Annotated in this window: 20 protein-coding genes; 5 read left to right on the top strand and 15 right to left on the bottom strand. The window is 61.3% G+C overall.

Annotated features, from left to right (window positions below; all coding sequences use genetic code 11):
* Positions 1-4: 4 nt before the first annotated feature.
* Entirely contained in the window at positions 5-178 is a 174-nt protein-coding gene (locus QCL51_RS10960; RefSeq protein WP_021782274.1) for a hypothetical protein, read from the bottom strand.
* Positions 179-392: 214 nt separating this feature from the next.
* Between QCL51_RS10960 and QCL51_RS10955 the strand changes: the two genes are divergently transcribed.
* Genes QCL51_RS10955 through arsH form a run of 4 tightly spaced genes read left to right on the top strand, consistent with a single transcriptional unit; the run spans position 393 to position 3,259 of the window.
* On the top strand, positions 393-740 hold the full coding sequence (locus tag QCL51_RS10955) for a metalloregulator ArsR/SmtB family transcription factor (RefSeq protein WP_021782273.1): 348 nt from the start codon (positions 393-395) through the stop codon (positions 738-740).
* Positions 741-761: 21 nt separating this feature from the next.
* Positions 762-2,045, top strand: coding sequence for an arsenic transporter (locus tag QCL51_RS10950; protein WP_103462403.1), 1,284 nt, complete (start codon positions 762-764; stop codon positions 2,043-2,045).
* A 28-nt stretch (positions 2,046-2,073) separates the two neighbouring features.
* A complete protein-coding gene (locus tag QCL51_RS10945; RefSeq protein WP_021782271.1) occupies positions 2,074-2,544 on the top strand; it encodes an arsenate reductase ArsC in 471 nt (156 codons plus the stop codon).
* A 13-nt stretch (positions 2,545-2,557) separates the two neighbouring features.
* Entirely contained in the window at positions 2,558-3,259 is a 702-nt protein-coding gene (gene arsH / locus QCL51_RS10940) for an arsenical resistance protein ArsH (protein WP_103444544.1), read from the top strand.
* Positions 3,260-3,271: 12 nt separating this feature from the next.
* On the opposite strand, the gene QCL51_RS10935 is transcribed toward arsH, so the two are convergent.
* The 12 genes from QCL51_RS10935 to QCL51_RS10880 form a co-directional block, all read right to left on the bottom strand.
* Positions 3,272-4,636 (bottom strand): ATP-binding protein, encoded by a 1,365-nt coding sequence (locus tag QCL51_RS10935; RefSeq protein WP_021782269.1) that lies wholly within the window; start codon positions 4,634-4,636, stop codon positions 3,272-3,274.
* On the bottom strand, positions 4,633-5,295 hold the full coding sequence (locus tag QCL51_RS10930; protein ID WP_021782268.1) for a response regulator: 663 nt from the start codon (positions 5,293-5,295) through the stop codon (positions 4,633-4,635). Before QCL51_RS10930 ends, QCL51_RS10935 begins: the two co-directional genes overlap by 4 nt.
* A 2-nt stretch (positions 5,296-5,297) precedes the next feature.
* Positions 5,298-5,939, bottom strand: a complete 642-nt coding sequence (locus QCL51_RS10925; protein ID WP_325950863.1) for a hypothetical protein — start codon at positions 5,937-5,939, stop codon at positions 5,298-5,300.
* Entirely contained in the window at positions 5,936-6,742 is an 807-nt protein-coding gene (locus QCL51_RS10920) for an SDR family oxidoreductase (RefSeq protein WP_103462402.1), read from the bottom strand. The genes QCL51_RS10925 and QCL51_RS10920 overlap by 4 nt, the downstream gene beginning before the upstream one ends.
* Positions 6,729-7,409, bottom strand: a complete 681-nt coding sequence (locus QCL51_RS10915; protein ID WP_021782265.1) for an iron-containing redox enzyme family protein — start codon at positions 7,407-7,409, stop codon at positions 6,729-6,731. The genes QCL51_RS10920 and QCL51_RS10915 overlap by 14 nt, the downstream gene beginning before the upstream one ends.
* Before the next feature lie 8 nt (positions 7,410-7,417).
* Positions 7,418-8,887 carry an AMP-binding protein gene (locus tag QCL51_RS10910; RefSeq protein WP_338444841.1) on the bottom strand — a complete coding sequence of 490 codons (1,470 nt, stop codon included), beginning with the start codon at positions 8,885-8,887 and terminating at the stop codon, positions 7,418-7,420.
* The gene (locus QCL51_RS10905; protein WP_028697243.1) at positions 8,877-9,557 is read right to left on the bottom strand and encodes a thermostable hemolysin; all 681 of its coding nucleotides are present in this window, start codon (positions 9,555-9,557) and stop codon (positions 8,877-8,879) included. The genes QCL51_RS10910 and QCL51_RS10905 overlap by 11 nt, the downstream gene beginning before the upstream one ends.
* A gap of 116 nt (positions 9,558-9,673) precedes the next feature.
* Positions 9,674-10,471 (bottom strand): exodeoxyribonuclease III, encoded by a 798-nt coding sequence (gene xth, locus QCL51_RS10900; RefSeq protein ID WP_338444840.1) that lies wholly within the window; start codon positions 10,469-10,471, stop codon positions 9,674-9,676.
* Positions 10,468-10,710: a hypothetical protein gene (locus QCL51_RS10895; RefSeq protein WP_338444839.1), complete on the bottom strand. Its 243-nt coding sequence runs from the start codon at positions 10,708-10,710 to the stop codon at positions 10,468-10,470. Before QCL51_RS10895 ends, xth begins: the two co-directional genes overlap by 4 nt.
* Positions 10,711-10,775: 65 nt before the next feature.
* Positions 10,776-11,033: a hypothetical protein gene (locus QCL51_RS10890; RefSeq protein ID WP_021782259.1), complete on the bottom strand. Its 258-nt coding sequence runs from the start codon at positions 11,031-11,033 to the stop codon at positions 10,776-10,778.
* Between the two features lie 128 nt (positions 11,034-11,161).
* Positions 11,162-12,346 (bottom strand): M20 aminoacylase family protein, encoded by a 1,185-nt coding sequence (locus tag QCL51_RS10885; protein WP_275966639.1) that lies wholly within the window; start codon positions 12,344-12,346, stop codon positions 11,162-11,164.
* 1 nt (position 12,347) lies between these two features.
* Entirely contained in the window at positions 12,348-13,649 is a 1,302-nt protein-coding gene (locus tag QCL51_RS10880) for an MFS transporter (protein ID WP_103462399.1), read from the bottom strand.
* 373 nt (positions 13,650-14,022) lie between these two features.
* Here QCL51_RS10880 and QCL51_RS10875 point away from each other — a divergent pair, with 373 nt between their 5' ends.
* Positions 14,023-15,153 carry a porin gene (locus tag QCL51_RS10875; protein ID WP_129932153.1) on the top strand — a complete coding sequence of 377 codons (1,131 nt, stop codon included), beginning with the start codon at positions 14,023-14,025 and terminating at the stop codon, positions 15,151-15,153.
* Here QCL51_RS10875 and QCL51_RS10870 read toward each other — a convergent pair.
* Together QCL51_RS10870 and QCL51_RS10865 are read right to left on the bottom strand one after the other, a co-directional pair.
* Positions 15,130-16,068, bottom strand: a complete 939-nt coding sequence (locus tag QCL51_RS10870; protein ID WP_338444838.1) for a LysR family transcriptional regulator — start codon at positions 16,066-16,068, stop codon at positions 15,130-15,132. The genes QCL51_RS10875 and QCL51_RS10870 overlap by 24 nt on opposite strands.
* A gap of 86 nt (positions 16,069-16,154) precedes the next feature.
* The gene (locus QCL51_RS10865; protein ID WP_338444837.1) at positions 16,155-16,655 is read right to left on the bottom strand and encodes a peroxiredoxin; all 501 of its coding nucleotides are present in this window, start codon (positions 16,653-16,655) and stop codon (positions 16,155-16,157) included.
* Between the last annotated feature and the right edge of the window lie 126 nt (positions 16,656-16,781).

Genomic DNA, 16,781 nt, shown 5'->3' with positions numbered 1-16,781 from the left:
ATTCTCAAGGCTTTGCAGTGCGCCCTTTTTTCCATTGCGCCCTGGAGACACCTTCAGAGTAACCGGTGACACCGATCGCTACCTGCTGAATGCGGCCGCCATGCTGAAGGAAGGCCTCGACCTGCTCGCAGATGCGCACATGGGCTTTTTGGGCGGCGTTGGGGTACGTCTGGGACATGTTGGCATCTCGGTTATGAGCCACTGAACGACAGTCACCCGAGCAGGCACTATACACCCTGCATTGCCATCAGGGCCTGAAGCCTGCCAAAACCCTGCTTTTGTCGACCGGAGGGGCCATGGCCATGCTGGGCTGCATGCGCCCACGCCCAAGAATGCTTGCCTGAACATATGGTAATACGTATATTCGGCTTTCCATATGTGCAGGCACACCCATGATCACCCCGCCCGATGTCTTCAAGAGCCTCTCTGACGAAACCCGCGCTCGCGCCACCCTGCTTATCGCCAGCCTGGGCGAACTGTGCGTCTGCGAACTGATGTGCGCGCTGGACGACAGCCAGCCCAAGATCAGTCGCCACCTGGCACAACTGCGCAGCAATGGCATGCTGCTGGACCGCCGTCAGGGCCAGTGGGTGTATTACCGCTTGAATCCGGAGCTGCCTTCCTGGGTTCACGAGATGCTGCAGGTCACCTTGCAAGCCAATTCGCAATGGCTGGCAGACAACGCCCTTCGGCTGAAGAACATGGACGGCCGCCCCGTTCGTGATTCGGCCTGCTGCTGATCATCACCAAGCGAGATATTCATGCTGCCCGCCATTGCTGTCTTCGTATTCACCCTCATATTGGTCATCTGGCAGCCCAAGGGGCTCGGGGTTGGCTGGAGCGCCGCGCTAGGCGCCCTCATTGCCCTGGCTACAGGCGTGGTTTCGCTGCATGACATCCCTGTCGTATGGGCCATTGTCTGGAACGCCACCGCCACGTTCATCGCGATCATCATCATCAGCTTGCTGCTGGATGAGGCAGGTTTCTTCGAATGGGCCGCATTGCATGTGGCGCGCTGGGCAAACGGCGGTGGCTACCGCCTGTTCGCCTTCTGCGTACTGCTCGGCGCCGCTGTATCGGCCCTGTTCGCCAACGACGGTGCGGCGCTGATCCTCACCCCCATCGTCATGTCGATGCTGCTCGCGCTGCGCTTCTCACCTGCTGCGACACTGGCCTTTGTCATGGCAGCAGGCTTCATTGCCGACACGGCAAGCCTGCCGCTGGTGGTTTCCAACCTGGTCAACATCGTCTCCGCCGACTACTTCGGCCTGGGCTTCGCCGAATACGCATCGGTGATGGTGCCGGTGAATATCGCCAGCGTGGCGACCACCCTGCTGGTGCTTTTTCTGTTTTTCCGTCGTGATATCCCCAAGCAGTACGCGCTCGATGCGCTGAAGGCGCCGAGCGAGGCAATTCATGACCACGCCACCTTCAAAGTCGGTTGGTGGGTGCTGCTGGTGTTGCTTGCAGGCCTGTTCGTACTGGAACCTCTGGGCATCCCGATCAGTGCGGTGGCCGCCGTCTGCGCCGCAATCCTCTTTGCCGTGGCCGCTCGTGGTCACCGCATCTCAACCCGTCGCGTGCTGCGGGAAGCGCCGTGGCAGGTGGTGATCTTTTCTCTGGGCATGTACCTGGTGGTGTACGGCCTGAAGAACGCCGGCCTTACGGACATGCTCACCCATCTGCTGGACTGGCTTGCCGGGCAGGGACTGTGGAGCGCGGCCATTGGCACCGGGTTGATCTCCGCGCTGCTGTCCTCAGTCATGAACAACATGCCCAGCGTGCTGATCGGCGCATTGTCGATCCAGGCCAGCGGCGCAGAGGGCCTGGTACGTGAGGCGATGATCTACGCCAATGTCATCGGCTGCGACCTTGGCCCGAAAATCACCCCGATCGGCAGCCTCGCCACGCTGCTTTGGCTGCATGTGCTGGCGCGTAAAGGCATGCGCATCACCTGGGGTTACTACTTCAAGGTCGGCCTGCTGCTCACGGTACCGGTTTTGCTGATCACCCTTTCTGCTCTGGCACTGCGCCTGAGCCTCTGACGTTCGCCACCCAGCGGAGGAGCCCTCCATGCGAGTCCTGTTCATGTGCACGGCCAACAGCTGCCGCAGCATCCTTTCCGAAGCAATGTTCAACCACCTGGCACCGCCCGGTTTCGAGGCGGTCAGCTCTGGCAGCTTCCCCAAGGGCCAGGTGTTGCCACGCAGCCTGAGCACGTTGCAGCAAGCCAATATCTCGACCAAGGGCCTGAGCAGCAAAGGCAACGATGCGTTCGAGGGCAACCCGCCTGACATCGTCATCACCGTCTGCGACAAGGCCGCGGGCGAAGCCTGCCCGGTGTATTTCGGCCCTGCGCTGAAGTCGCATTGGGGGCTGGAAGACCCGTCCGATGTCGTGGGTGACGAAGCTTCGGTCGATGCGGCGTTCCGGGCCACACTGGCCCGCATCGAATCTCGCTGCCAGGCCTTCTTCGCACTGCCGTTCGATCAACTCGACCGCGCGCAGCTCAAGCACGCGCTGGATCGCATCGGCTCGCTTTGAACAGGAAAAATACATGTCCGAGCAACTGCCTAACCTCGACCTCACGCTGTTCGACCTGCCGCCTTCGGCAACCCCGACCAGCGAACACAAACCACGTATCCTGCTGCTGTACGGGTCTACCCGAGAACGCTCCTTCAGTCGCTTGCTGGTAGAAGAAGCCGCACGCCTACTGGAGCACCTCGGTGCCGAAACCCGCACCTTCGACCCGTCGGGCCTGCCGCTGCCTGACGATGTACCCGTGGAGCATCCCAAAGTGCAGGAGCTGCGTGACCTGGTGCAGTGGTCAGAAGGCCAGGTGTGGTGCTCGCCGGAGCGCCATGGGGCGATGTCGGCGGTGTTCAAGGCACAGATTGACTGGATTCCCTTGGCGCTGGGTGCGCTGCGTCCCACCCAAGGCAAGACCCTGGCCGTGATGCAGGTGTGCGGCGGCTCGCAGTCGTTCAACGTGGTCAACCAGTTGCGCGTGCTGGGCCGCTGGATGCGGATGTTCACCATCCCGAACCAGTCTTCGGTTCCCAAGGCTTATCTGGAGTTCGACGACGCCGGACGGATGAAGCCATCGCCCTACTACGATCGGGTGGTTGATGTCATGGAGGAGCTGGTGAAGTTCACCGTCCTGCTACGCGACCGTCAGGCATTCCTGGTGGACCGATATTCAGAACGCAAGGAAAGCGCCGAGCAGCTATCTGAGCGGGTCAATCAGCGATCAATCTGAAGCAACCTCGGTTCAAGACAGTGGAAACGACAGGGTAGCGGCCAGCCCGCCAGCCGATCTGTTTTCAAGACGTACCTGCCCACCCATGCGGCCGATGATGGTCGCGACGATGGAGAGCCCGAGGCCAGCACCATTTGGGCTATTGCGGCTATAAAAGCGTTCGAATACACGGGACAGGCTCTCCTCATCGATACCCGTCCCTTCATCCTCGACGACCAGTTCGACGCTGCTGTCCAGGCGCCGCAGTGACACGGCTATGCGCCCACCAGGCGGTGAGTGTTCTACCGCGTTGGACACAAGGTTCTGTAGCGCAATGCCCAGCGCGCCAGCGTCGATCTGCAGGTGGTGGTCCCCTTCGTCGATGTCCAGCGAGGGTTCCAGGCCACGGTCCAGTATCCATGGCGCCAGTTCAGCCAGGGTTTCGGTGACGACTTCGGCAAGGTCGACCCGGGTGCTGGCTCGCTGCCCCAGTTTTGGCTCAACGCGGGCCAATGTCAGCAACTGGTTGACCACCCGTGTCAGCCTATCGACCCCGCCCACAAGAAAGCCCAAGGCTTTCTCGCGCTCGGCATCATTGCTGGCGGCCAGCGCGTTCTGCGCGTGCAGCCGCAGTACGGCCAGAGGCGTACGCATTTCGTGGGCAGCATCGGCAATGAAGCGATGTTCACGTCGCAGCAGATCGTCGATTTGCGCCAGCAGGCGATTGATGGCCGCCTGCATGGGCTCCAGTTCAGTGGGAAGCGGTACCAGTTGCAGCGGCTCCAGCGAATCGGCATGGCGCCTGCGGATGACATTGGCCATGTTCTGCAGTGGCCGTAGCCCCCAGCCGATCGCAGCCCACACCAGCAGTGCCAATGCCAGGCTGCCAAGCAGGAACGGGAACAGCGTGTGGCGAACGATGCGGTCGATCAGGTCGTAGCGCACATCATCACGCTCACCCACCCAGATAAGCCAGTGTTTTTCCGGCACCGGCAAAACGAAACCGCGCCATTGTTCACCACCACTGGAAAAGTCGTAGAACCCTGGAGCAGTGGGTGGTGGGTCAATTGACGGCGCACTGGGTGTATGTACCAGCAATGCCATGCCTTCACCCCAGACCTGGAACGCCAGCTTGCTTTCGTAAGGGTGGCCCACCTGGTGCCGCCCCGCTTTGCCCAAGGCATCGTTGAAGGCCTGATACAGCGCCTCACGCGAGCCCTCTTGTACCGGCATGCTCATGACGCCTTGCAGCAAACGCGCATTCTGGGCGAGATGCGCGTCATACACCTCGTTAATTTCGTGGCTGCTGTCATGGTAGTTATAGAGCGCAAGCAGGCCGGTGCCGAGTAGCAGCAAGAGCATCACACGCCACAGCGTACGCTGGCGTAGCGAGCTCATGCCTTGACCTCGACCAGATAGCCAATGCCGCGCACCGTGCGAATCAGGCCGTTGAACAGCTTCTTGCGCAGGTGGTAGATGTTCACCTCCAGCGTGTTGCTCTCCGGCTCTTCATCCCAGCCATACAGCAGTTGAGTCAGGCGTTCACGCGTGAATACCTTGCCGGGATGTGCCAGCAACTCATGCAGCAGCACATACTCTTTGGGGGTGAGCACAACTTCGACGCCATTGTAGTGCACTTGCTGGGTGGCCGGGTCCAGGCTGACCCCGGCATGCTCAATCAGCACCTTGGCGCGCCCTACGCTGCGCCGCAGCAAGGCGCGCAAGCGCGCCTTGAGCTCGTTGAGGTCGAAAGGCTTGACCAGGTAATCATCGGCGCCGGCATCCAGGCCGGCAATGCGATCATCGAGAGCATCCCGCGCGGTGAGGATCAGCACCGGCAAGCTGTCGCCGCCTGCGCGTAATCGCCTGAGTAGCTCGATGCCATCCATACGGGGCAATCCAAGATCCAGGATCAGCAGGTCGAAGGTCTCGTGTTGCAGCGCATGCAAGCCACTGACACCGTCACACAACCAGTCGAGGGTGTACCCCTCCTGGCGTAAGCCGTCGCAAATCCCCTCCCCCAGTGCAATGTCATCCTCAACCAGCAACAGCCGCATGTTCAGTCCTGTTTGTCCTTGATGGCCTTGAGTAAAGCATCGATATCGGCACGCCGGCCCTGGTCAGCCAACTCACGCCCCGGCCGGGGCGGTGCCTGCAAGGCTTTCTGCAGGGCTGCGGTAGCTTCAGGGTAGCGCTTCTGCCGATACAGATGATCAGCCCAGAAATAGTTGCTGTCGATACCGTTGGGGTTGATCTGCAAGGCTTTGCGCAGCATCTTGTCGGCCATTTCGGTATCACCGAAACCGATAGGCCAGCCTGGCACCTGATCATACAGCGTACCCAGGCTGGTGTAGGCCGAACCTTGCAGCGCGCTGGGCTCCAGCTTCATGGCCTGCTCCAGGCTGGCTTTCGCCGCCTTGACCTTGCCCAGTGCACTGAGGCCACCCGTCGCCCCCGCCCAACTGCTGTTGATGATGCCCTCCCAGATCAAGGGTTCAGGTGTGCCGGGATACTGATGAACAAATGTTGCTGCATCGCCTGCCAGCTTTTCGAAGGCGTCGGCACGCTTGTCCTTGGGCATTTGGTACTGAATCTGCGCCCAGCGCTGCTGCAAATCGCTCAGGCGCTGGCTGCCTGCCTGGTCCAAAGCCCAGGTGAAGGGTGCGAATGCCAGCAAGCTGGCAATGAACAGACGCTTCATTTGTTCGACTCCTTGGAATGGCTGCCGATATAGCGGCGAATGACAGGCAGTTGCTTGCGCAGTGCGCGATCGACCATGCCCGGCAACATGCCGTTGATACGCACGAAGAGCTTTTCCGGCCACCCCAGATAAAGCTCGGTGCGCTCGGATTGCACCGCCTGAAGCACAGCACGAGCGACGTCCGCAGGGTCGTCCATGCCAACTTTCAGCGCTTGATTGAGCGCAGTCGCGGCGCTGCTGTTCATCGTTGTACGGGTTGCCCTTGGGGCGGCATACAGCACGTTCACCGTGGTATCGGCCAACTCGCGGCGCAGCGCTTCCGAAAAACCACGCAGCGCAAACTTGCTGGCGCAGTAGGTGGCGTAGCCGGGGTAGCCGATCGAGCCATAGGTTGACCCGACATTGACCACCAACGCCTTGGGCTGAGCGCGCAGCAACGGCAGGCAGGCGCGTGTCAGTTGCAAAGGCGCCTTCAGATTGATGTCCAATAGCTCGTCCAGCGCATGCTCATCCAGCTGGTCGAGCAGAGCGAAGCGATTCACGCCAGCCGCGTTGATCAGCACATTGACAGCCCCCATCTCGCGTGCCCGCTCGATGACGTGTTCGCGCCCTGACTGGCTGCGCAGGTCGGCTTCCTGCCAGCGCAGACGATCAGGGTACCGGTTCATCAGGCCAGCCAGCTTGCCCATATGCCGGCTGACCGCCAACACCTGGGCACCGGCAGCGCAGAGCTGTTCAGCCAGTTCCAGGCCTATGCCCCCACTGGCGCCGGTGAGGATCACCACGGACTCAGCCAAACGCATGGTGCACCTCTTGCTGCCCGACACGCGGCAAGCCCTGGAACATCTCGGTATACAAGCGGTAGACGACCTTGGCCGCGTGGAGGACGGCCTGCTGGTCACCGGCATCGTCGAGGCGGTCCATCAACTGTTTGTAGGTCACCATGTGGTCCTGATCGAGCGCACCGTGCGAGCTAAGGTAGCTGAACGCCTGGTCAGGCAGTGCCAATGTGTTCTGGATAACGCCCGCCGCCTGGGTGGCCAGGGCGATGCTGGTGCCTTCGAGCACGTTGACCATGCCGAACAACCCGACCGGGTTGCCGCGTGCGATCAAGTCGTACAGGTAGGCAACCATCAGCTCGATGGATTGCACCGGCTGGCCATCGCGCACGGCCTCCCAGTCACCGCCGCACGCTTTGATGTCGTTGAGGATCCACTGTTCGTGGCCGTATTCCTCCTCGATGTATTCGCAGACCGCGCCGCGCAGCCACTCCAGCCGTAGCGGCAATCGTGCCCCACAGGCCATCATCAGCGGCACGGTATGGCGCACATGGTAATAAGCCTGAGTCAGGAACGCGACGTAGCTGTCCAGGCTGACCTGGCCGGCCAGGGCCTCGCGGATCACCGGTACGGCGAACAGCGCCTGACGCTCTTGGGCGGTTTGTACTTGCAGGGTGTCGAAAAAGGACATTGTGAACCTCACAACGAGATGTCGGATAACAGGGTGTGGTAACGCTGCAAGATCGCCTCACGTCGCGGGCGGCCATTGGCAGTCAAGGTTTCGTCAAGCGTGCTCAGAGGCACAGGTAAACGGCGCCAGGCGTGTACCCGGGCGTAATCGGGCAACCGCGCGTTGCATTGCTGTACGGCCTGTTCGATGGCCTCGTCGCTGATGCCGGGATCCAGGGGCCAGAGCAAGGCAAGGTTGTTTGGCAGGGCTTCGCCATGCACGAAAGCCTGGGCGATCACGCCACTTTGGCTCAGCTCGGCTTCCACCCACTCCGGGTTGACGTTGCGCCCGAAGCTGGTAATGAACTGGTGCTTCTTGCGGCCATCCAGATACAGGTAGCCCTCCTCATCGAGGTGGCCTACATCGCCTGTTGCCCACCACTGCCCGGTTACAGCCGGCTCTCCCAGGTAGCCCAGCAATATCGAGCCGGCCACCAGAACTTCGCCATCCTCGGCGATGCGCACCTGCACATGCGGCAACGGCTTGCCAACGCTCCCCGGGCGTACAGCCCCTGTGCGGTTGAGCGCCACTACCGAGGCGCACTCGGACAAGCCGTAACCTTCGAACACCGGCAAACCGACCGCCTCGGCCCGCGCGAGCAGGCTTGGCGATACCCGAGCACCGCCTACCGCCACCAAACGCAGTGGGCCGACCCGCATCAGGCCACGCTCGATCGCTGTCACCAACCCCATCAGCAGCTGCGGCACCAGGATCAGGCTCTGCGCACCACTGAGGGCGATTGCGCCCAGCAGGCGCTTGAAGTCGACCTGGCTTGCCCCTCCCATCCCCAACTGCTGCTGCGGGTAGAGCTGCACACAAGCGCCAGCCATGAGCGCGGCGTAGACGCCCAGGTTTTCCAGCAAAACCCCCAGTGGCAGTACCGCCAGGTATCGCTGCGGCTCGGCTGGGCGGCTGGCGGCCTCCAGCTCATGCGCCACACGCAGCATGGTTTCAGCGCTCAGGCACACGCCTTTGGGCGTGCCGGTGCTACCGGAGGTGTAAGTGATCTTGGCAGTGCCCTCAGGCAGCGCCGGGGCGGCAACACTGTCACGCAGCCAGACATTCGCTGGTGCCTGCTGGTCAAAGCCAAGCGCAGTGAGCTGATCAGCCCACTGCGCCTCGCACACGACCGCCGTCACTCCGCTTTGCTGCAAGCAGTGCTGGAACTGGGCTGCGCTGAAAAACGACGGCACTATCACACTGGCACGTTCAGCGAACAGCGCCGCCAGATCCCAGAATAGCGCTTCGGGCCCGTTATCCAGCACCACGGCGAAGGTTCCCGCAGGTTGGTTGCGCAGGCTGGCCGCGCGAGATTCGACTTCGTCAAGCAGTTGCTGGTAGGTGTAACGCTGCGCATCTCCCTGGACGGCCACGGCGTCAGGATGTTCCACGGCGTGCTGGCGCAACAGTGCCTGAAAGGCAGTCAGTTCATGCCGCATGGCCGGTCTCCAGGGCTAACATGGGAAACCCAAGCCGCTCGAACATGCCCGCCTGTTTCAGGGCATCGAAGCCAAAGCCTATGTTGCCGGCAAATACCTGTGGTCGCTGGTCGTAGTAGGTCCCCCACTGGTCCACTTGGCCCTGCATGCGAGCAGGATCCGCTGAGGCCAGAACAGTGGGCACCAGCCCCAGTCGCCGGAAACTGTTGAACAGTGTCGCGGCGCCCGTGAATGCCACCCACTCCAAACCGCGCATGGCCAGCAACCACGTCACGGCGATGATCATTATTCGAGCGCTGCCGGCGCTGAGCGAGGCCAGGTTGCCTACTTCTACCATGCAGTTGCGATCCGGTGAGGCACCGGTTACCCGTGAAACAGCAGATTCCAGAGGCTCGTCCAGATACCGCTCAAGGAAGAGCGGCCCTTCGCTGGCCGGTCGCATGCCTGCCGCCGCGATCAGGCGACCGTGGCTACCCTGCAAGGCAAGCAGTTCCGGCAGGTAATGCTGCACATCCGCCTGGTGCACGCTGGCAAAGCGCTCGTGGATGAAGTGCTCCAGCTCGCCGCGCCCTTGATCGTCGCTGAGGTGAAGAGAAAGATGCGCCTGATGATCGGCATGGCTACCGATGGGTAACGGAAGCAAACTGTGCCATTGATGAGATTGAGTCATGAAATTTCCCCGCCTGGGTGCGACGGAGGGAATTATCAGGGCCGAATCTGAATGCAATCTGAAGTCGACTACCGTCGAAGCGCATCAGCCAGGCATTCGTTCATGTGCTGGATTGACTATGACCGAGCACGACGCGTACCCAGCTCGATCCAGACGGGTGCATGGTCGCTGGCCTTGGCCTCGTTACGCACCCACGCATCGACACCCGCCCGTTTCAGATAAGGCGCAAGCTCGGGGTTGAGCAACAGATGATCGATTCGCAACCCGGCATTGCGCGCCCAGTGGTTACGGAAATAGTCCCAGAAGGTGTAGACACGCTCGTCCGGGTACAGATGGCGTATGGCATCGAGCCAGCCCTGGTCAAGCAGTCGTTGGTAACACGCTCGCGACTCAGGTTGCAGCAATGCGTCCTTCATCCAGGAACGCGGGTTATAGATGTCCATGTCAGTGGGCACGACATTGAAATCCCCTGCCAGCAGCGTGGGGTGGCCACTTTCATAGAGGCTGCGTGCATGCTTGATCAGGCATTCGAACCAGTGCAGCTTGTAATCGAACTTGGGCCCGGGCTGCGGGTTGCCGTTCGGCACGTAGAGGCACGCGACCAATACCCCGTGTGCCGCAGCTTCCAGATAGCGGCTCTGGCCGTCCTCTTCCATGCCGGGCAAGCCGCGGCGAACCTCAAGCGGATCGCTGCCCCGCACCAGAATGGCCACGCCGTTCCATGACGGTTGCCCATGATGAAGGCTGCCATAGCCTGCCGCCTCAAGCTCCGCACGAGGGAACTGCTGATCGGCCGCCTTCAGCTCCTGCAGGCAGGCGATGTCAGGTTGCTCCCGCTCCAGCCAGGCCAAGAGCGCCGGCAGACGGCTGCGGATGCCATTGATGTTGAAGGTGGCAATCTTCAGCGCTTTCATGCGTCCGGGTCGCTCACATGGGCCTGCACGGCATCTTCCAGCGCGCGGATATGCGCTTCATCGGCCAGCGCCTTGAGCGCCAACCAGTCGTCCCAGTCGATGGCACCGTCGTCGCGCAGGGCCTCGGCAGTGCGGAGCAGTTCATGGTGGTAGGCATCCGGTGACTCGCGCCGGTAACTGATGTCGTCGTACTGGGCGTACCAGGCTTCAAGCCCGGGAATGTTGCGTTCGATGCTCATGAAAGCGTCCTCGCCGTACCCTTTGCTTGTCAGAACCCGGGCACAGCGCGACGTTCAATCAGGTGTCACTGAAAGTAATGGGGATACAGTGCCATGTCGCTCTCCAGTTTGTCCGCATCGGCTGCCCTCTTGCGCACTTCGGCATAAAAAAGCTGGCACTGGTTCTGAAACCTTGTGAAATCGCGGTTGGCGGTTTCAATGGCACTGCTCAGGTCGATGCCCTCAAGGCCTTCGACAAGCCGCTGTGACAAGGTATACGCCTGCCAGCAGGCTTCAACCTGCTGCAGCCCCTTTGCAAGGTTCTCGGTGTCGATAGTCGCCATTGCAGCACCCTCTTTGGACCGAGCATGGTCCGTCGGTGTGAATCGCCAGAGCGACGATATCGGGATGAAGCCTGTAACGACGCGCTTCGGCTGAGAGCGTAGACCATTCCAGCGCAGATGACGCAGGGTCAACGCAGATAGTCCTGAACCCACTTCACCCAACAATCAGCGCCAATCTTCACCAACGCATCATTGAAATCGTAGTGGGGGTTATGCACCGAGCAACCATGGAACTCGCCCGTGCCATTGCCCAGCATGAAGTAACAGCCAGGCCGCGCCTGCAACATGTAGGCAAAGTCTTCGGTGCCCATGACCTTCTTGGGCATCTTGTCCAGCAGCGCGCCGTCGGCGAACAACGGCCTCAGGCTTTCACGCAGCAACGCACTTTCGTCATCGCTGTTGCACAAGGCGGGCGCCAGTTGGGTGAATTGCACGTCGATCTCCACGCCAAAGCTTTCAGCGTGCCCCTTGGCCAGGGCGTCAATGCGGCTGTTGATCTTCTGCTGGGTCTGGGCCGTGTCGGTGCGCACGCTCAGCAACATGCAGGCCTCGTCAGGGATGATGTTGTAGACAGTGCCGGCCTGGATCATGCCGATGCTGATCACGGCGTAGTCCTCGACGCTGAGGTTGCGCGACTTGATGGTCTGGATACCACTGATCAGGCTGTTCAACGCCATCACCGGGTCTACCGACAGTTCCGGCATCGCCCCATGCCCGCCTTTGCCGGTAATCCGAATGCTGACACGCTCGGAGGACGCCATGGTTGGCCCCGCCTGCACCACGCAAGTGCCCACCGGCAGGCCGGGCATGTTATGCAGCGCATACACCGAGTCGCACGGAAAGCGCTCGAACAGGCCGTCGTCGATCATCGCCTTGGCCCCCGCCAGGCCTTCCTCGTCGGGCTGGAATATCACGTTCAACGTGCCGTTGAACTGGCGTGTAGCCGCCAGTTGCGCAGCGGCTGCCAGCAGGATCGCGGTATGCCCGTCATGGCCACAGGCATGCATGCGGCCGGGGATCTTGCTGGCATGCGCAAACGCATTCTTTTCGCCCATGGGCAGTGCGTCCATGTCTGCACGCAAACCGATGCTGCGCGGGCTGTCCCCCACTTTCAGCACGCCGACCACACCATGCCCGCCCACATTGCGATGCACTTCGTAGCCCAAAGCTTGCAGCTTGTCGGCTACCAGGGCCGCCGTATCCGGGGTGTCGCCGCCAATTTCCGGCGCAGCGTGGATCTGCCGGCGCAGCATGACGAACTCTTCCAGCTCGGCGGCTGAGCCCGGTGTTTGATTGCTCTGCAAAATACCCATATCACTCGCATCCTTTGTTTTCGGGGAAGTACCTGAGGCAGGCCAGGCTTACAACACCGCCGGCCAGCAAAAAGTAGGCAGGCGCCAACGGCGTGCCCAGCGCTGCAATCAACCAGGTGGCCACCAACGGCGAAAAGCCACCGAACAAGGTCACACCCAGGCTGTAGCTGACCGAGGTGCCGAAGGACCGCCTGGCTTTCGGGAAGCCCTCCATGATCAGCGCGAAGAACGCACCGGCACCGATACAGGTCGGCAAGATCAGGATCGCCACGCCCATCATGGCCAGGCCCATGTGCTGCACGTGCCCAAGCAGATAGAACACTGGCAGGGTCAACACCACCGGCGCGGCGACCGTCCACACCAGCAGGCGTTTTCTGAGCTGATACTTGTCGGCGAATTTGCCGGCCAACGGGCAGATGACTGCCATGCAGCCGCTACTGATACAGGCAATCGCCATGGCGCTGCCGGGTGGGTAATGCAAGGCCGTGGTCAGGTAGGTCGGCATGTAGAACACGAACAGGTACATGCCAATGGTCGAGCTGGCCATCAGGCCGATGCCTTGGGCGATGCGTTTGAGCAGTTCGGCATCCAGCCCCTGCTCCCCCTTCTGCGCCGGTGCGGCCTCATGAGTTTCCGGCAAACGCGTGCGTATATACCAACCGACCGGCCCGATCAGCAGGCCAAAAATGAACGGTATGCGCCATCCCCAGCTTTCCAGCGCCGCGGGGTCGAGCAACTGGCTGAGGGCCAGGCCAAAGCCGGCCCCCACCAAGGCGGCATAGCCCTGGCTGGCGGCCTGCCAGCTGACGCTCTGGCAGCGATTGCCGACCGCACTGGATTCCATCAGGAACACTGACGCGGTACCGACCTCCCCGCCAGCCGACATGCCCTGGATGAGCCGGCCGGTCACCAGCAACAGCGTGGCGAAAATCCCGATCTGTGAATACGTGGGCGCAAAGGCAATCATTGCGGTGCCCAGGGTCATCAGCCCGATGGTCAGGCTCAAAGCTGCCTTGCGTCCATGCCGGTCAGCATAGCGACCGATGACCATCGCCCCGACCGGACGCATCAGAAAACCGACACCAAAGGTGGCCAGCGACATCAACAATGACGCCATTGCCGAGTCGGAGGGAAAGAAATGCTTGCCGATCAGTACAGCGAAGAAGCTGTAGATCGTGAAGTCGTACATTTCCAGCGCATTGCCCAGGGAGCAGGCGATCAAGGTTTTACGGGAGGACGATACCTGCGCGGCTGAATGCGCACCCTTTTGCAGGCTCGGCGATGTGGGGAGCGGTCTGATCATTGTTATCTCCGTTGGCAAATCGCGGCGTGCAGCGAATATCAGCCAATCGGGCACTCAATACACTTGCAGTTTCGGCATAGGGATAACCAATGGTTAATTAACCGGAACGATCGTTGGCCAAATTGCCCTGCGCTGGCGCACAGTTCGCCCTTGCTCCGCACGCGGCCCCAATAACGCCCACAAATCAGCAGCCGTAGCGCAGCGTTGACGCTTGTTCAAAGCCCGTCTAAAGCGGATGCGCTCGCCAATCCACATGCCGCGCCGGTCCTTGATTAACCAAACGGCATGACCTGACCGAATAAGCAATCACGCTGCAACGTTCTGTTCACCGACGCTAGCGCCACCACATCACTGTGCTGGCCAGGAGTCGTGAATGAACACTCGCATTACGTCGTTGCTGTTGATGATCCAAGGGGCTTGCCTTGCTGCGCAGGCAGAGGCAGAGGGTTTTCCGACGCTCGCGCGGATTGCGCCGGGTTTTGGTTATTACGGGCTGGATTACGGCTTCGATGACACGCTCAAGGTGTACGGCACCGTGGATGCATTCGCCAGCTATCACGACTCACAGCACCACTCGGGTTTCAGGCTGGCCGGTGGCGGCGCCTGGACCAACAAGCTCGGGCTGTACGCACGCAAGGCGCTTGACCCCGATACCGTGGTGGAGCTTGACGTCGAGGAGGGTTTCAACCTCAATGGCGAGGCCCTGGAGGGCACCTGGGATACCGTCGGCACCCTGCGCCTGGCGACAGTCGCCCTGCGCTCGCGCACCCTGGGCAAGCTCGAGTTCGGCAAGACCTACGGCATGGCCACGCCCACCTACGCCGACCCGTTCCTGGCCACCTATGGCTCGCCCTACACCTACCTGGCCCTGCCTGCCGCCGGCAAGGGCGCCTTTTACCTTGACCTGCGCCCCAAGCACACCCTGGCCTACACCAGCCCGACCTTCAGTGGCTTCAGCCTCGGTACCGCGCTGAGCTTTGGCTTCGACGATGCCGCCAGCGCTGGGCGCACCGTGCGTGGCGGTGGCGCCCGGCTGCAGTACCGCAACAGCCGGGTGATGTTGCTGGCCTCCTACAACCGGTACTACAGCGACCCATGGGACGACGGCGGCGTTTCACGCCAGACCGCCAACGATTTCAAGAGCCTGTCGGCGTTCTACGATTTCGGCCCGCTGGCCACCAGCCTCACCTGGCAACGTCAGGACGTGGACCAGGCCGGCACGCCCAGCACCACGCTCTACACCTTCGGCATGATGGCGCCGGTGGGCGAGCTGGACGTGCTGCGCCTGGCAGTGATGCAACGCCAGGTCAGCGCCCGCGACAAGGACGCGTGGGGAGTGATGATCGGCTATGACCACTTCATCAACCCCCGCTGGGCCCTTTATGGACGCCTCGGCATGATCGCCAACCAGCGCGCCTCGTCGGTCACCTACGCCGGCACCCCGGTGGATCAGGCGGGCGATAACCCAAGCAACGTCTCGCTAGGCATGTACTACCACTTCTGACCCCACGGGGCGGGTCTGCTTGAGCACCTGCCCGCGCAAGCTGTGGAACAGCTCCTGGGCAGGCGCCGTGAGGCTGTGGCGGTCAATGCAGACCAGATTGATGGGGTAATCCGGAATCAACTCCTGCACCGCCATGGCGACGAACTCGCAATCGATTCCGTAGGTAAACCCTTGGTCCACCGCCAGTTCGCTGATGGTCATCAACGATTCCGTGTTCTTCAACAGCTTCAGCGCCATCATCACTGACGTGCATTCAACGGTGTTCTGTGGCACCCGAAGGCCGTTGGCTTCGAACAATTGGTGAAACTGCGAAGCCTGATCGGACAACTCGTCCAGGCTGATCCAGGGGGCGTATTGCAAGGTGCGCAGTGACTGGCTGAACTTCTGCCGATTCGACGCGTGGCAAATCACCGTGCCCTTGATACTGCCCAGTGCCTCCCAGTCCAGGCTCAGCCGACTCAGCGGTTGCTGCGAAGTAATGGCAAAGTCCAGGCTGCCATCGCGCAAGCGCTGCAGGATCTGACTGGGGCGCAAGTCGGTGATGGTGATCTTCACCCGCGGGTACTTGCGCCGAAAGGCCAGAATGCTTTCATCGACGCCATCGAGCATCGCCGTCAACGACGTAACCCCGATCGACACGGCGCCCAGCGCCGCATCCTGAATGCTCGCCGCTTCGATCTGCAGGCGACGTATGCTCTCTACCACGAGGTTGGCATGGCGGATGACACGCTTGCCTTCGTCGGTAAGGGCCATGCCTTTGTGCGACCGCTGCAACAGGGTAAACCCCACCTCTCGCTCCAGCTCCTTGATCGAACGGCTCAGTGCGGGCTGAGTAATGTGCATGAGCTTGGAGGCTTCGAGGATGCTGCCTGCGTTATGAATGGCGACCAGCGCCCTGAGTTGGTGAAGTTTCAACCGTCTGTACCTTGTTGTTAGCGGCCGGTTCGAAAAGTGTTCTGGCAGCCCTGACAACCGTTGTCGGCAAGGCCTGAAAGGTATGGCTAGCGCAACACAGCCAGCAGGCTGTCCGCATCGCTGACCTCGAACTTGCCGGGGCTTTCAACCGCAATGTACTGGACTACCTGGTCGTCGACCAACATCGCATACCGCTGCGAGCGCCGCCCCAAACCGCGTGCCGAAAGGTCCTGGGTCAGGCCCAGCGCCTCGCTGAATTCGCCATTGCCATCGCCAATCATCTTGACCGCATCCCCGACCTGCAAGCTGTTGCCCCAGGCGTTCATGACAAAGGCATCGTTCACCGAAACGCACAGGATTTCGTCAATGCCAGCCGCGAACAACGCAGGGGCCGCCGCGACATAACCGGGAACGTGACGTTCAGAACAAGTCGGCGTGAACGCGCCCGGCAACGCGAAGATGAGCACCTTCTTGTGCTTGCAACGCTCGCGAATGGAAAAGGCCATTGGGCCGACCGCGCAGGCGCCTGCGTCGCTGTTGTATTGATAAAGGGTAACGTCGGGCAATTGATCGCCGGTTTTGATCATCGCTGTCTCCTGGGTGAGGTGAAGGCCAGGCAGCCATGATGCCGCAGTCGACCAGGCAACGCATCATGAGCAGAGCTAAAAAAACTGTGAAATAACTTCAATATCATTCATGCCGCGCCCCGCCTA

Origin of the sequence: Pseudomonas sp. LTR0 (assembly GCF_036630035.1) — a bacterium.
In the GTDB taxonomy this organism is placed as follows: Bacteria; Pseudomonadota; Gammaproteobacteria; order Pseudomonadales; family Pseudomonadaceae; genus Aquipseudomonas; species Aquipseudomonas putida_Y.
The sequence above is the reverse complement of the archived record's forward strand: the minus strand, read 5'-3'. Positions and strand labels throughout refer to the sequence as shown.

Coding starts and splice junctions, on each gene's coding strand:
- QCL51_RS10960 (WP_021782274.1), bottom strand. CDS start 178: ATGTCCCAGACGTACCCCAACGCCGCCCAAAAAGCCCATGTGCGCATC.
- QCL51_RS10955 (WP_021782273.1), top strand. CDS start 393: ATGATCACCCCGCCCGATGTCTTCAAGAGCCTCTCTGACGAAACCCGC.
- QCL51_RS10950 (WP_103462403.1), top strand. CDS start 762: ATGCTGCCCGCCATTGCTGTCTTCGTATTCACCCTCATATTGGTCATC.
- QCL51_RS10945 (WP_021782271.1), top strand. CDS start 2,074: ATGCGAGTCCTGTTCATGTGCACGGCCAACAGCTGCCGCAGCATCCTT.
- arsH (WP_103444544.1), top strand. CDS start 2,558: ATGTCCGAGCAACTGCCTAACCTCGACCTCACGCTGTTCGACCTGCCG.
- QCL51_RS10935 (WP_021782269.1), bottom strand. CDS start 4,636: ATGAGCTCGCTACGCCAGCGTACGCTGTGGCGTGTGATGCTCTTGCTG.
- QCL51_RS10930 (WP_021782268.1), bottom strand. CDS start 5,295: ATGCGGCTGTTGCTGGTTGAGGATGACATTGCACTGGGGGAGGGGATT.
- QCL51_RS10925 (WP_325950863.1), bottom strand. CDS start 5,939: ATGAAGCGTCTGTTCATTGCCAGCTTGCTGGCATTCGCACCCTTCACC.
- QCL51_RS10920 (WP_103462402.1), bottom strand. CDS start 6,742: ATGCGTTTGGCTGAGTCCGTGGTGATCCTCACCGGCGCCAGTGGGGGC.
- QCL51_RS10915 (WP_021782265.1), bottom strand. CDS start 7,409: ATGTCCTTTTTCGACACCCTGCAAGTACAAACCGCCCAAGAGCGTCAG.
- QCL51_RS10910 (WP_338444841.1), bottom strand. CDS start 8,887: ATGCGGCATGAACTGACTGCCTTTCAGGCACTGTTGCGCCAGCACGCC.
- QCL51_RS10905 (WP_028697243.1), bottom strand. CDS start 9,557: ATGACTCAATCTCATCAATGGCACAGTTTGCTTCCGTTACCCATCGGT.
- xth (WP_338444840.1), bottom strand. CDS start 10,471: ATGAAAGCGCTGAAGATTGCCACCTTCAACATCAATGGCATCCGCAGC.
- QCL51_RS10895 (WP_338444839.1), bottom strand. CDS start 10,710: ATGAGCATCGAACGCAACATTCCCGGGCTTGAAGCCTGGTACGCCCAG.
- QCL51_RS10890 (WP_021782259.1), bottom strand. CDS start 11,033: ATGGCGACTATCGACACCGAGAACCTTGCAAAGGGGCTGCAGCAGGTT.
- QCL51_RS10885 (WP_275966639.1), bottom strand. CDS start 12,346: ATGGGTATTTTGCAGAGCAATCAAACACCGGGCTCAGCCGCCGAGCTG.
- QCL51_RS10880 (WP_103462399.1), bottom strand. CDS start 13,649: ATGATCAGACCGCTCCCCACATCGCCGAGCCTGCAAAAGGGTGCGCAT.
- QCL51_RS10875 (WP_129932153.1), top strand. CDS start 14,023: ATGAACACTCGCATTACGTCGTTGCTGTTGATGATCCAAGGGGCTTGC.
- QCL51_RS10865 (WP_338444837.1), bottom strand. CDS start 16,655: ATGATCAAAACCGGCGATCAATTGCCCGACGTTACCCTTTATCAATAC.